Annotated in this window: 10 protein-coding genes; 6 read left to right on the forward strand and 4 right to left on the reverse strand. The window is 62.3% G+C overall.

Annotated elements, in window-relative coordinates; genetic code table 11:
* The first annotated feature begins 11 nt into the window (after positions 1-11).
* The gene (locus tag HUK73_RS22145; RefSeq protein WP_176593967.1) at positions 12-1,055 is read left to right on the forward strand and encodes an aromatic ring-hydroxylating dioxygenase subunit alpha; all 1,044 of its coding nucleotides are present in this window, start codon (positions 12-14) and stop codon (positions 1,053-1,055) included.
* A gap of 70 nt (positions 1,056-1,125) precedes the next feature.
* Positions 1,126-3,297, forward strand: a complete 2,172-nt coding sequence (locus HUK73_RS22150; RefSeq protein WP_176593968.1) for a TonB-dependent receptor — start codon at positions 1,126-1,128, stop codon at positions 3,295-3,297.
* 89 nt (positions 3,298-3,386) lie between these two features.
* Here HUK73_RS22150 and HUK73_RS22155 read toward each other — a convergent pair whose 3' ends face one another.
* The 4 genes from HUK73_RS22155 to HUK73_RS22170 form a co-directional block, all read right to left on the reverse strand.
* Positions 3,387-4,400 carry an NAD(P)-dependent oxidoreductase gene (locus tag HUK73_RS22155; RefSeq protein ID WP_176593969.1) on the reverse strand — a complete coding sequence of 338 codons (1,014 nt, stop codon included), beginning with the start codon at positions 4,398-4,400 and terminating at the stop codon, positions 3,387-3,389.
* 11 nt (positions 4,401-4,411) lie between these two features.
* Complete coding sequence (locus tag HUK73_RS22160; RefSeq protein ID WP_176593970.1) at positions 4,412-5,308, reverse strand: alpha/beta hydrolase; 897 nt, start codon at positions 5,306-5,308, stop codon at positions 4,412-4,414.
* Positions 5,309-5,447: 139 nt separating this feature from the next.
* On the reverse strand, positions 5,448-6,254 hold the full coding sequence (locus HUK73_RS22165; RefSeq protein ID WP_176593971.1) for an enoyl-CoA hydratase/isomerase family protein: 807 nt from the start codon (positions 6,252-6,254) through the stop codon (positions 5,448-5,450).
* Positions 6,254-7,171 (reverse strand): SDR family NAD(P)-dependent oxidoreductase, encoded by a 918-nt coding sequence (locus HUK73_RS22170; protein WP_176593972.1) that lies wholly within the window; start codon positions 7,169-7,171, stop codon positions 6,254-6,256. Before HUK73_RS22170 ends, HUK73_RS22165 begins: the two co-directional genes overlap by 1 nt.
* A 318-nt stretch (positions 7,172-7,489) precedes the next feature.
* Here HUK73_RS22170 and HUK73_RS22175 point away from each other — a divergent pair, with 318 nt between their 5' ends.
* From HUK73_RS22175 to HUK73_RS22190, 4 genes are all read left to right on the forward strand, one after another.
* Positions 7,490-8,341 carry a MaoC/PaaZ C-terminal domain-containing protein gene (locus tag HUK73_RS22175; RefSeq protein WP_176593973.1) on the forward strand — a complete coding sequence of 284 codons (852 nt, stop codon included), beginning with the start codon at positions 7,490-7,492 and terminating at the stop codon, positions 8,339-8,341.
* 62 nt (positions 8,342-8,403) lie between these two features.
* Positions 8,404-9,840: a 3-oxoacyl-[acyl-carrier-protein] synthase III C-terminal domain-containing protein gene (locus HUK73_RS22180; protein WP_176593974.1), complete on the forward strand. Its 1,437-nt coding sequence runs from the start codon at positions 8,404-8,406 to the stop codon at positions 9,838-9,840.
* Between the two features lie 29 nt (positions 9,841-9,869).
* The gene (locus HUK73_RS22185) at positions 9,870-11,066 is read left to right on the forward strand and encodes an acetyl-CoA acetyltransferase (protein WP_176593975.1); all 1,197 of its coding nucleotides are present in this window, start codon (positions 9,870-9,872) and stop codon (positions 11,064-11,066) included.
* Positions 11,067-11,078: 12 nt separating this feature from the next.
* Positions 11,079-12,227 carry an acyl-CoA dehydrogenase family protein gene (locus HUK73_RS22190; RefSeq protein WP_176593976.1) on the forward strand — a complete coding sequence of 383 codons (1,149 nt, stop codon included), beginning with the start codon at positions 11,079-11,081 and terminating at the stop codon, positions 12,225-12,227.
* Positions 12,228-12,333: the final 106 nt, after the last annotated feature.

Genomic DNA, 12,333 nt, shown 5'->3' on the forward strand with positions numbered 1-12,333 from the left:
GGAATATAGCGATGGCACGGTTCCTGCGCGGCGCATGGTATGTGGCGGCCTGGGCGGAGGAGGTGACGCGGGCGCTTCTTCCGCGCACCCTGCTTGATGAGCCGGTTCTGTTGTTCCGCAAGCAGGATGGCAGCGTCGCGGTGCTGGCTGACAGCTGCCCCCATCGCTTCGCGCCCTTGCATATGGGCAAGCTGATCGGCGACACGGTCGAGTGTGGCTATCATGGGCTGTGTTTCGATGCCGCAGGGCATTGCGTGGCCAATCCGCATGGCAATCATGTCGTGCCGTCGCGGGCGAATGTCCGGGCCTATCCGGTGATCGAGCGTCACTCGCTTGTCTGGATCTGGATGGGCGAGGCGGAGCGGGCCGATCCGGAATTGGTCCCCGACCTTGCCTATCTGACCGCTTCGGGTCGCCGTACCGTCACCGGGGGAATGACGATGGCGGCGCATTACGAAATCCTCACAGACAATCTGATGGACCCCAGCCACGCCCGGTTCCTGCACAGCAAATATCTGGACAATGACGGGGACGTCACGCTCAAGACCACGCAGGAAGGGGGGACGGTCTACGCCCGGCAATGGTTGCCGGATCGCAAGGCGCCGGGCTTTTTTGCCGGATGTCTTCCCGATGATCCTGAGAAGGTCGACATGTGGATCGAATTCATCTGGCAGGCTCCTGCATTGCTGCATAATTCGACTGGCGTGACATGTGTCGGCGAGCCGCGATCGGAAGGGATTGAACAGATCGGTACGCATCTGCTGACCCCGGAGACTGAACTTTCGACCCATTATTTCTACGCAAACTCGCGCAGCTTCAGGCTCGATGACGCGAGCATGGACGATCGGGTCCGCCAGTGGTTCCATGATGCCTTCGTGCTGGAGGACAAGGTCATGGCCGAGGCGATACAACGCCGGATGAAGAACGCTACCGACCTGCTGAAGATGGACCCGGTTCTGCTGTCGATCGACGCCGCCTCGGTACGTGTGCGGCGGCATCTGGCCGGGCTGATCGAGGCGGAGATGGCGCTTCCAGCGCAAGCCTCTCCTTTGTGACAGCTAGAACTCGCGCGCCGAGTTGCGCACCTCCTGTACCAAAATCAATTGGTTCAGGGGGATGCGTGGAATGAAGTTTGTGATCGTGAAGAAGATTTGGGTGAAATCTGTCCTGCTCGCGACGGCAGGCACGGTTTTCCCAGTGGTCGCACATGGGCAGACCAGTGCGAGTGTCGACGACAGCGCGGATATTATCGTGACTGCGAACCGCCGGGCAGAGCGGCTTCAGGATGTTCCGATCGCCGTCAATGTACTTTCGACGCAGGCGTTGCGGTCCGCCAACGTCTCCGACACGCAGTTCCTGGCCAATCTGGTGCCGGGGCTGTCGATCACCAAGACCAACAGCTCGCAATATTTCCTGCGCGGCATCGGCACGTCGAGTACGACGGTCAATTCCGAACAATCGGTCGCGGCCTATATCGATGGCGTTTATGTCTACACCACATATGGCTCGCTCTCACTGGCGAATCTGGAGCGGGTAGAGGTTCTGAGAGGGCCGCAGGGAACGCTGTTCGGACGCAATACGACAGGTGGCGTCATTCAGGCCGTCACGCGCGATCCGCTTGCCGCCCCGTCGCTGGAGGGCGAGATCGGCTATGGCAATTATCGGACGGTGACCGGCAAATTCTATGGGAACGTTCATCTCGCGTCCAATCTGGGTGTTTCTCTGGCCGTTGATTTCAGGGATCAGGGCCGTGGCTATGGGTTCAACCGGATCGCCAATGAAGCCACCTTCTTCCGCGACGATGTCACGGCCCGCGCCAAGATTGCCTATGAACCAACGGACAACAGTACCATCACCGCTTTCTTCCAATATCGGCATATCAAGGACAGCGGCATCAACTATATCCCGATCGCGGGGACACGGGGCCTCGATGGCGTCGACGGGAGCGCCTATGGACGCTTTGACGTCCGTGCCGAGGCGAAGAATGCCTTCCGCTTCGATTCCTATCTCGGCTATTTGCGGGTCGAACAGAATGTCTTGGACTTTGCCAGGCTGACGTCGATCACCTCCTATCATGACGCGCAACCGCTCGCGCATTTCGACCAGGACGCAACGCCGCTCAACATCGTGACGGCGGTTCAGACCCTGCGCTACCGCAACGTCTCGCAGGAAATACAACTGGCATCGCAGGGCAGCACACCGCTCAGTTGGGTCGTCGGCGCCTATTATTACAATGCGCTGGCGACAATCCTGCCGCTGGACCTGACCGGTTCGTTCACCGGCGCTGCGGGGCAGTTGCGCTATTTCCGCAAGCAGCGGTCGGAATCGATCGCGGGCTTTTGGCAACTGACCTATGCGTTCGCGCCCCACAGCAAGATCACCGCCGGGCTGCGTTATACGCGCGAAGAGGCGAAGCTGCCAGAGGGGCTCTACACGCTGGTCGGGCGCGATCCCAATCCAATGCGGTTGCCGTTCGCGGCGGACAATCAGGATTCGGACGGATGGACTTGGCGCCTTGCCCTCGACCATCAGTTCACCGGCAGCATCATGGGCTATGTGTCCTGGAACCGGGGGCTCAAGAGCGGTGGTTTCACCCTTTCCGGGGCCACAAAACTGCCAGGCTATTCACCGGAAAGCCTCGATTCCTATGAAGGCGGCCTCAAAATGTCGTTCCTGAACGGGCGGGTCCGCATAAATCCGGCCGCATTCCTGTATAAGTTCAGGGACATTCAATATAGCGTCCTGACGGCGGGCGGATCAGCGATCACCAACGCGGCCCGCGCCACCATATCGGGCTTCGATCTCGATATGGGCGTCAAGGTCAGCGGGCGGCTGGAGCTTAATAGCGCCTTCGAATATCTGCATTCCCGGTTCGACTCCTTCTCCAACGCGACCTTCTTCATTCCGGTCAAGGCTCCGGGTGGGGGCGCGGTGACGCTCAACAATCAGAATGCCGATGGCCACAGTCTGCCTTACGCGCCCAAGACGTCCGCATCCTTCGGCTTCGGTTACACTGCGCCGCTTGGCGGAGGCGATCTCCGGTTCGACGGCACGGCCCGCTATGCCGACGATCAGTTCGTTGGTCCGTCCAACCTCTTCGTGAACCCGTCCTACACTCTGGTGAGCGCGGGTCTGGGCTGGACCTCGGGCGACAGGCGGCTGGGCGTCCGGCTGTGGGCCGATAATCTCTTCGACAGAAATTATTCGACCCAGGTGTTCGAGAGTGCGGTCGGGGTGTTTCGCATTCCCGGGCCGCCGCGCACCTATGGCGTCACGCTAAGCACGAAGCTGTTTTGACGATTGCGCGACGACAGAGCGGCTCAGGCTCTGCTGCGATCAGATACTGAGCCGCTCTGCTACTTTCTCAACGGGATGAATATGGACGCTTACCCGCATGCCTGATCGGGCGTCAGGGACGTGCATTCGGGGTGGGTGCCTGCCGCCCGAAATGGCGCGGCGAGTTCCTGCCCGCAAATCCGACAGGTGGGGATCGGGCCCAGCATGTCATTGTCCGCCAGAAATTTGTCGCGTTCGCGGAATTTCTGTCCGATCATCATGCCGATGCCGGCCGCAACGGGCAGCGTCACGCCCCTGGCTCCGGCGGCTTTGGCAGCCACTCGGACATCCTTCGCAAAAATCTCGTAGATTTCTGGCGTGCCGGCCAGCGTGTGGCTGCGCCGTGCGCGATCCAGACGCCCCCAGGTCCGCAGGCCACGGGAATCCCCGGCGCCGGTGCTGACAAACTCCGTCACGGCATCCTCGGTGATGCCATAGGCCCGGGCGAGGTCCATGGCCTCCAGCAACAATATATTGCCGCCGATGCTGAGCAGGTTGTTGACCAGTTTGGCTGCGCTTCCCGCGCCCGGAGGGCCAAGGTGGAAGATGTTCGCGCCGAAGGCTTCGAATACGGGCCGGCATTGCGCCATCGCTTCCGCCGACGCGCCGACAAGGATGGTGATGATGCCGCGCGACGCCTTTTCTGCACCGCCCGTAACCGGAGCGTCGAGCAGCGCGATGCCTTGCTTTGCCGCCTCCTCGGCAAGATCGCTGACGGTCCCCGGCAGCACGGTGGCGCTGACGATGATCGACTTCAGACTGCCGGGGCGGGCCAGCAGTTGACCGACCACCTGACGCACCTGGGCATCGTCGACCACGACCAGTATCGCCGTGTCGCAGTCCGCGGCCAGCGCCTCGACCGAGGCGGCGCCCCGGGCGCCCTTGGCGACAAGTGCATCCACCGCCTCGGGCCGCAGATCGTAAACCACCATGGGAAAGCCCTTGCCAAGGATGGCGCTGGCGATGGCTGCGCCCATGTCTCCCAGGCCGATCATCCCGACGGTCAGGTCGGGTGATGGCGCCATGCCGCCGGGATGTTTCGGGGCAGTGTCGCGGTCAGTCATTTAAATCTCCTTCAGGGCACGACGCGCTGGACGTAACCGCCGATTTTTTCGATCGCGGCCCGGCCCTCCGGAATGAGGTCCGCGAAGAGAGGCCAAGAATGGACCATCTCTTCCCAAACGTCGAGTTCCACTTCCACGCCGGCCGCCTTTGCCTTGTCCGCGACCCGCGTGGCGTCGTCGAACAGGGTGTCATAGGTGCCGGCCAGCATTAGGAGCGGCGGCAAGCCGCGCAGATCGGCATAGAGCGGCGATGCCAGCGGATTTTTAAGGTCTCCGCCCGGACCAACATAGCGCATGGCGTGCCCCATACTGCTCTCGTAGCTGATGATGGGGTCGAGATGCGCGCGTTCAGTGACGGACTTGCCTTCCTTGGCAAGATCGGTCGACGGCGAAATGGCGAAGAGCGCCGCCGGCATCGGTAGCCCGGCATCGCGGCTTACCGCAGCCATCGAGATGACAAGGCCACCGCCAGCGGAATCGCCGCCGATCACGATGCTCGATGGCGCAATGCCCTGATCCTCCAGGAGCCAGCGATAGGCGGTGACGGCATCTTCCACCGCGGCGGGGCAGGGGTGTTCCGGCGCCAGACGATATCCCACGAGCAGCAGGCGAGCCTTGCTGGCGCGGGCGAGGCGTGAACCGAGGCTGCGATAGGATTTGATGGTGCCGATATTATAGCCGCCGCCGTGAAGGTAGATCACGACCCGATTGGGGTCGGTTTCGGGCGTCGTGATCCATTCGGACTCGACGCCACGGGCATCTACCGGCTCGAAGCATACATCATCGGAGATGCTGAAAGTTCCGGCAAAAGCTTCCCACTTCGTGCGGCTCTCTTCGATGGGAGAGATCGCGGTCAGATCCGTGGCGCGCAATTGCGCGATGAGCCTGTCATATTCGGGCGATGCCATGCTTCCCTCTCTCTTGTCTGCGCGGGCCTGCCGGAATGACCGGCGGCCGCGTCTCGTCAGTTGCCGTTATGGGTAAGACCGTGCACGGCGGCAACTGACGAGACGCGGTGCGAGCGGCGACATGGGCCGCCGCTTTGCGTCACGCCGGCTTGCGTACTCCAAAGACCGCCGGGCGCCGTTCCGCGAACGCCGTGATCGCTTCGATGAAGTCATCCTCGCCCGCACAGAGCGCAATGCCGTCCGTTTCGGCGCGCAGCTGATCGGCCAGCGCACGGTTGCGGCTGGCACGCAGCAGCTTGCGCGTTTCGGCCACGGCTCTTGCCGGTGCGGCGGCGATCCTGGCGCCAAGGTCCATGATCGTCGCCTCCAGCGCGTCGGGGGGCACCACCTCGTCGACGATCCCGTCAGCCTTGGCCTGCGCCGCGTCGATCTGGCTACCGAACAGGGCGAGTTCCATGGCGCGCCGCTGACCTGTCAGCCGCGGGAGGAAATAGGTGATGCCCATGTCGGGGACGAGGCTCATGCGGATATTGCCGAATATGAACTTTGCCGTGTCGTCAGCGATCACGAAATCGGCGGCGAGCACGAAGCTCAGCCCGGCACCCACGCTGTAACCCTGCGGGGCGACGATGAACGGCGTGTCCATCCCGTCGATGAACTCGATGAGCGGCAGGACAGGCCCCAGCCTTTCCCAGAAATCTGCACCTCTTTCCTCGGGCGACATGGTCTTCAACCGATCCCACGCCCTGACATCGCCGCCAGCGATGAAATTACCCCCGGCTCCATTGGCCACGATGCAGCGTATTTCCGGATCGGCATCCATGGCCTTGAGCTTGCTGAAGAACAGGTCCAGCATCTCGTTGCTCATGGCATTGCGCTGGGCGGGGCGATTGAAGGTCAACCACCCCACATGGCCTGTCTTCCGCGAAAGGACCGGATCTTCCATCAGAACGGGTCCCAGGTGAAGACCTGCGAGGAGATGTCCAGCGGATACATGGACGGGCGCAGCGCGGGCAGCGCAGTTTCCAGGCAGCTCTCCGGCGTCCAGCCGTCCGAGGTTTGCGTCGTGCGCAGCGGACGATGCTGGGTGAACAGCACGAGTTCGTTGTTGCGCGCCGCAAAGACTTGGCCGGTGACATCGGCTGCCTGATCGGACAGCAGCGCCACGGTCAGCGGCGCGATCTTGTCGGCCGTCATGCGCTTGAGGACGGCGACGCGCGCTTTGTTGACTTCGGTATCCTCGGGAATGGTCGCGGTCATGCGGGTGTAGGCGAAGGGCGCGATGCAGTTCGAACGCACCTTGAAGCGCTCCATGTCCAGCGCGATGCACTTGGACAGGCCGGCGACGCCCATCTTGGCCGCGCCGTAATTGACCTGGGCGCGGTTGCCGATCAGCCCCGAGGTCGAGGTCATGTGAACGAAAGCGCCACCTTCCTGATTCTTGAAATGGTTCGCCGCCGCGCGCGACACATAGAAATAGCCCGACAGGGTCACGTCGATGACGCTCTGCCAATCGTCTTCGGTCATCTTGTGGAAGATGACGTCACGTAGGATACCGGCATTGTTCACCACGCCGTCCAGACGGCCGAAGGCGTTCAAGGCATCGTCGATGATCGCATGGGCGCTGTTCCAGGACGCGATGCTGTGAAAGCTGGGCACCGCCTCGCCACCGGCTGCCTTGATCTCGTCCACGACCCGCTGCGCCGGGCGGGTATCGTCGCCTTCGCCGAACTGCGAAGCGCCCAGGTCGTTGACGACCACCCTGGCGCCTTGCCTGGCCGCAAGCTTGGCGATTTCCGCGCCGATACCGTTGCCTGCGCCCGTAACCAGGACGACCTTGCCCTCCAGAATCTTACCAGTCATCTATGCCGTTCCTCTGTGTTTCATCTAGGCAGAAATCGGGGGCGCCTATTGGGGGCGCCCATTTCGTTGCCCCAATCTGGACTGGTTTTCCCGATGCGCCCCCCATCGCTTTTGAGGGTGCAGATAGGCCACCCCGACTGCCAGTAACTGACCTGTCAGACGCAATTCGATCGTCGTTCAGTCACAACGCCATCGCGGTTCGACGCCGCGGGAAGGGCTGGCGCCATCCGCAAGGGATGCGCCGATCCCGGCGTTGCATGGTCGACGCTCACGGCAAGGCGGGCGAGCCACGCCGGAAACCAGGACAGGAACTATGGAATGAATCTTGAGGCTTTGATCAAGCGTGACTTCCCGGCCCTGAATGCCAGTTACACGGCCAAGGATACGATGCTCTATGCGCTTGGCGTCGGCGCGGGCGCCGACCCGATGAACCTGCGGCAGCTTCCTTTCGTGTACGAAAAGAGCCTCAAGGCCATTCCGGCACAGGCTTCGGTGATCGCCTTTCCGGGGCCGTGGCTTACCGATCCCGTTCTGGGCGTCAATTATCTGAAGGTACTCCATGGGGAGCAGGGGATCATCTTCGAACGCCCGCTCAAGCCTGAAGCGGAAGTGATCGGCGAATATGAAGTGCTGGCGGTTGACGACAAGGGGCCGGAGAAGGGCGCGACGGTGTTCTTCGAAAAGCGGATTCGGGACAGGGGGGATGGTGGCCTGATCTGCCGGGTCCGTTCCACCTATTTCCTGCGCGGAAATGGTGGCTGCGGCAGCTGGGGTGAGCCGCCCGCACCCGCCCAGGCGGTGCCGGATCGCACGCCCGACAAGGTCGTAGACGTGCCGACCATTCCGCAACTGGCGCTGATCTACCGCCTGAGCAGTGATTACAACCCGGTACACGCCGACCCGGAAGTCGCCCGCAATGCCGGGTTCGAAAGGCCCATCCTGCACGGCCTGTCGACCTTCGGGATCGCGTGCCTGGCGGCGGTTCAGGAACTGTGCGGCGACGATCCGTCGCGCCTGAAGGAAATCTTCACACGCTTCAGCCGGCCTGTATTCCCCGGCGACACCGTCCGCATCGAAATGTTCGAGGATGGCGATGTGTGGCGGTTCCGGGCCCGCGTGCCGGAACGGGATGTCGTCGTCCTCGATCGTGGACTTTTCAGGATTAACTGAGGCCGCCCGAACGGCCGTTGACGGCGAATGGGTGAACTATCCGGCACAAGGATGAAGCTAGGATGACTTTTGGGATTGTCGCATGGGGGGGCTATGTCCCCCGGAACCGGCTCGACCGCAGCGTGATCGCGGCGACGCATGCCTGGATGGCTCCATCGCTGAAGGGGCAGGCAAAGGGCCGTCGCGCCTTTTGCAACTGGGATGAAGATGTGGTGACCATGAGCGTCGAGGCCGCGCGCAACTGCTTAGGGCCGCGTGACCGTTCGGTAGTGGGCAATATCCAGCTGGCTTCGACGACCGCGCCGACCGCCGATCTTCAGTCGAGCGCTATCGTTGCTGTCGCACTGCGACTGGGCCGCAAAGTCAATTCCATGGACGTCGGCGGATCGCATCGTGCAGGAATGGCGGTACTCAGCAACGCTCTGCGCGCCGGTGGCAAGCCGACGCTGGTGTTGGCATCCGAGCGGTTACGCGCCAAACCGGCCAGCGTGCAGGAAATGCAGTATGGCGCGGGTGCGGCGGCGTTCCTGCTAGGCAGCGAGAATGTCGCGGCCGCGCTGATCGGTTCGGCTTCGGTGACAACCCTGTTGGTCGACCATTTCCGGGCCTCGGGCTTCGCGCATGACTATTTCTGGGAAGAGCGCTGGATCCGCGAAGAGGGTTATCTGAAGATCGGGGCCGAGGCGATCAGGGAAGCTCTGGCCGATGCGGGCGTTGCGCCTGATGATGTGACCAGCTTCGTCTTCCCGGCACCTTCGCGGGGTATCGCCGATGCGGTGGCCAAGGCGGCGGGTATCGCACCGACCGCGGTGGCGGGAGCGCTGGAGTTGGACGTCGGCTTCACCGGGGCGGCGCACAGCCTTTTGATGCTGTCCGATATTCTCGACAAGGCCCAGCCCGGTCAGCTGATCGTGGTCGCTGGCTTCGGGCAGGGCGCCGATGTCGTGGTGCTGCGGACGACCGATGCGGTAGCGTCCGGCCGTCCGGCGCGGCCGCTTGCCGATCTGGTCGCGGCAGGTCACACCACGCAGAGCTACGCCCAGATGGCGGCCTTCTATGACGAAATTCATCCCGATCAGGGGATGCGTGCCGAGCGCGATACCAAGACAGCGCTGACGGAACAGTATCGCTCTTCTGATCAGGTCAATGGCTTTGTGGCAGGCCAATGTTCGTCCTGTGGGCAGGTGCAGTTTCCGCAGCTTGCCTATTGTGTGGAATGTCAGGCGCCCTCAACCGCGCTGGAGCCGCTGTGCCTTGCCGAAGAGAAGGCCCATGTACTCACCTTCACTGCCGATGGGCTGACCTTCCATCCGTCGCCGCCAATGTACATGGGCTTTGCCCAGTTCGATGTCGGCGCGCGGCTGCTCATGGAGTTTGTCGACGTCAATCCCGATGCGTTCGACGTCGGTACGGCACTCGAAATGCGCTTCCGGATCAAGGAGCGCGACGAAACCCGCGGATATTATCGATATTTCTGGAAAGCGGCGCCAGTCGCCTGAGGCTGGCTCGGTTCCCAAAGGAGCATTCAATGGCTAGTGGCATTAAGGACAAGGTCGCGATCATCGGCATGGGCTGTTCGCGGTTCGGCGAGCGCTGGGATGTCGGGACCGAGGCGCTTCTCGCTGAGGCGTTTGACGAGGCGTTGCAGGACGCCGGTATCGAACGGGGGCAGATCGACGCGGCGTGGACCGGATCGTGCTTCGACCGGATCAATGTTGGCAACTCGGCGATTCCGGCCGCAACCGCGCTGCGTCTGGACGGTATTCCCGTCAGCCGCATGGAGAATATGTGCGCGACCGGTACGGAGGCCCTTCGCGGTGCGGCCTATGCCGTCGCATCGGGCGCGGTGGACATCGCGCTCGCCATCGGCTCGGAAAAGCTGAAGGATACGGGCTATGGTGGCCTGCCGGTGCAGACCAAGGGCACGTTCAACGACCTGTGGTTGCCGATGGGGTCGGCGCCTGCCGGTTTTGCCCAGCTCGCGGCTGGCTATCGCACGCGCCACAACATCCCGAAGGAGGATCTGAAGCGGGCGATCGGCCATGTTTCCTGGAAAAGCCATCAGAACGGCGTGCTGTCGCCGAAGGCGCACCTGCGCAAGGCCGTCCCGCTGGAAACGATCCTGAACGCGCCCATGATCGCCGAACCGCTCGGCCTGTTCGACTGTTGCGGCGTCAGTGACGGCGCGGCTGCGGCGATCGTCACCACGCCGGAGATCGCCCGCGCGCTAGGCAAGCGTGATCTTGTCACGATCAAGGCCATACAGCTTTCGGTGTCGAGCGGTCGTGAATCCACCACCGACCAGTGGGATGGCAGCTATGTCCGCAACACGCGCAATGCCGCCACCAAGGCCTATAAGGAGGCCGGTATCACCGATCCGCGCGAGCAGCTCGGGCTGATCGAGGTGCACGACTGTTTTTCGATCACCGAACTCGTCACGATGGAGGATCTTTTCCTGTCGGAAGACGGCAGGGCTGTTTCCGATATTCTCGATGGCTTTTACGACCGGGACGGGAAAGTGCCGTGCCAAGTCGACGGTGGCCTGAAATGCTTTGGTCATCCGATCGGGGCCTCGGGCCTGCGCATGGCCTATGAAATCTACAACCAGCTTCTGGGCCGGGCCGGGGAGCGGCAGCTTTCCAACGTCAGCATGGGGCTGACCCACAATCTTGGTGGTGTTCCCTATCTGGGCGTCGCCGCTGTTTCGGTCCTGGGCCTGCAATAATCGAGAACGCCAATGCTTCCGCGCACCTTATTTTCGAATGAACATGACATTTTCCGCGACAATGTGCGGCGCTTCATTGAGACGGAGATGGTCCCGCATCACCGCCAATGGGAATTGGACGGCGTGGTGCCGCGGGAGCTATGGCGCAAGGCTGGAGAACAGGGTCTGCTTTGCGTCAATGTGCCCGAGGAATATGGCGGGATCGGCGCGGAATGGTATTATAATGTCGTCGTGATCGAGGAACTGGCGCGGGCCGGCGTTTCTGGTCCGGGTTCGGGCTTCATGGTCCATTCCGAGATGGTCGCCTCCTATCTTCTGAGTTTCGGTAGCGAGGCGCTGAAGCGGAAATATCTGCCCCGGATGGTCACAGGCGAGTTCATCGGCGCCATCGCCATGACTGAACCGGGGGCGGGTAGCGACCTCAAGAGCCTTCGCACCACGGCGGTCCGTCAGGGTGATGAGTATCTCATCAACGGGCAGAAAATCTATATTTCCAACGGGTTCAACGCCGACATCATCATCGTCGCGACGAAGACCGATCCGGCGGCCGGTGCCAGGGGTGTTTCGTTGATCGTGATCGAGACCGATCAGCCGGGCTTCAAGCGTGGCCGGATGCTGGAGAAAATCGGGCTTCAGGCCCAGGATACGGCGGAACTGTTTTTCGAGGATGTTCGCGCCCCGGTCGAAAATCTCCTGGGCGCGGAGGGCGCCGGTTTTACGATGCTGATGACCAAGCTCGCGCAGGAACGGCTGGTGCAGGCGATCCGCAGTTGCAGCGCGATCGAGGCGATCCTCGAATGGACCATCGCCTATGCGCGTGAACGCAAGATTTTCGACAAGCCGTTGGCCGAGTTCCAGAATACCCAGTTCAAGCTTGCGGAATTGAGCGCCGAGGCGGCCGGGCTACGGACCTTCGTTGACCGCAGTATCGCGGCTTTCTTCGATGGTACGCTGACCGGCGTCGACGCAGCCAAGGTCAAGCTGGTTGCATCCAACCTCCATTGCCGTGTGGCGGACGAGTGCCTCCAGTTCTTCGGTGGTTATGGCTATGTCTTCGAATTTCCGATCGCCCGCGCCTTTGTCGACGCCCGCGTGGCGAAGATCGCCGGCGGCACGGTGGAAGTGATGAAGCATATCATCGGCCGTGACCTGTTCGCCTGAGCGAAGGGATTCCCCCGCCGAAATGAGAGTGCCGCACTCGGGGCCGGGGGATAGAAATCGAAAGTGCGGGGAAAAAAGGCGGGTGGGCCTCGGCGGGCCGACCGGA

The organism is Sphingobium sp. EM0848 (assembly GCF_013375555.1).
Taxonomy (GTDB): Bacteria; Pseudomonadota; Alphaproteobacteria; order Sphingomonadales; family Sphingomonadaceae; genus Sphingobium.

Bases quoted from the DNA above. Each gene is read 5' to 3' on its own strand.
- HUK73_RS22145 (WP_176593967.1), top strand. From the start codon at position 12: ATGGCACGGTTCCTGCGCGGCGCATGGTATGTGGCGGCCTGGGCGGAG.
- HUK73_RS22150 (WP_176593968.1), top strand. From the start codon at position 1,126: ATGAAGTTTGTGATCGTGAAGAAGATTTGGGTGAAATCTGTCCTGCTC.
- HUK73_RS22155 (WP_176593969.1), bottom strand. From the start codon at position 4,400: ATGACTGACCGCGACACTGCCCCGAAACATCCCGGCGGCATGGCGCCA.
- HUK73_RS22160 (WP_176593970.1), bottom strand. From the start codon at position 5,308: ATGGCATCGCCCGAATATGACAGGCTCATCGCGCAATTGCGCGCCACG.
- HUK73_RS22165 (WP_176593971.1), bottom strand. From the start codon at position 6,254: ATGGAAGATCCGGTCCTTTCGCGGAAGACAGGCCATGTGGGGTGGTTG.
- HUK73_RS22170 (WP_176593972.1), bottom strand. From the start codon at position 7,171: ATGACTGGTAAGATTCTGGAGGGCAAGGTCGTCCTGGTTACGGGCGCA.
- HUK73_RS22175 (WP_176593973.1), top strand. From the start codon at position 7,490: ATGAATCTTGAGGCTTTGATCAAGCGTGACTTCCCGGCCCTGAATGCC.
- HUK73_RS22180 (WP_176593974.1), top strand. From the start codon at position 8,404: ATGACTTTTGGGATTGTCGCATGGGGGGGCTATGTCCCCCGGAACCGG.
- HUK73_RS22185 (WP_176593975.1), top strand. From the start codon at position 9,870: ATGGCTAGTGGCATTAAGGACAAGGTCGCGATCATCGGCATGGGCTGT.
- HUK73_RS22190 (WP_176593976.1), top strand. From the start codon at position 11,079: ATGCTTCCGCGCACCTTATTTTCGAATGAACATGACATTTTCCGCGAC.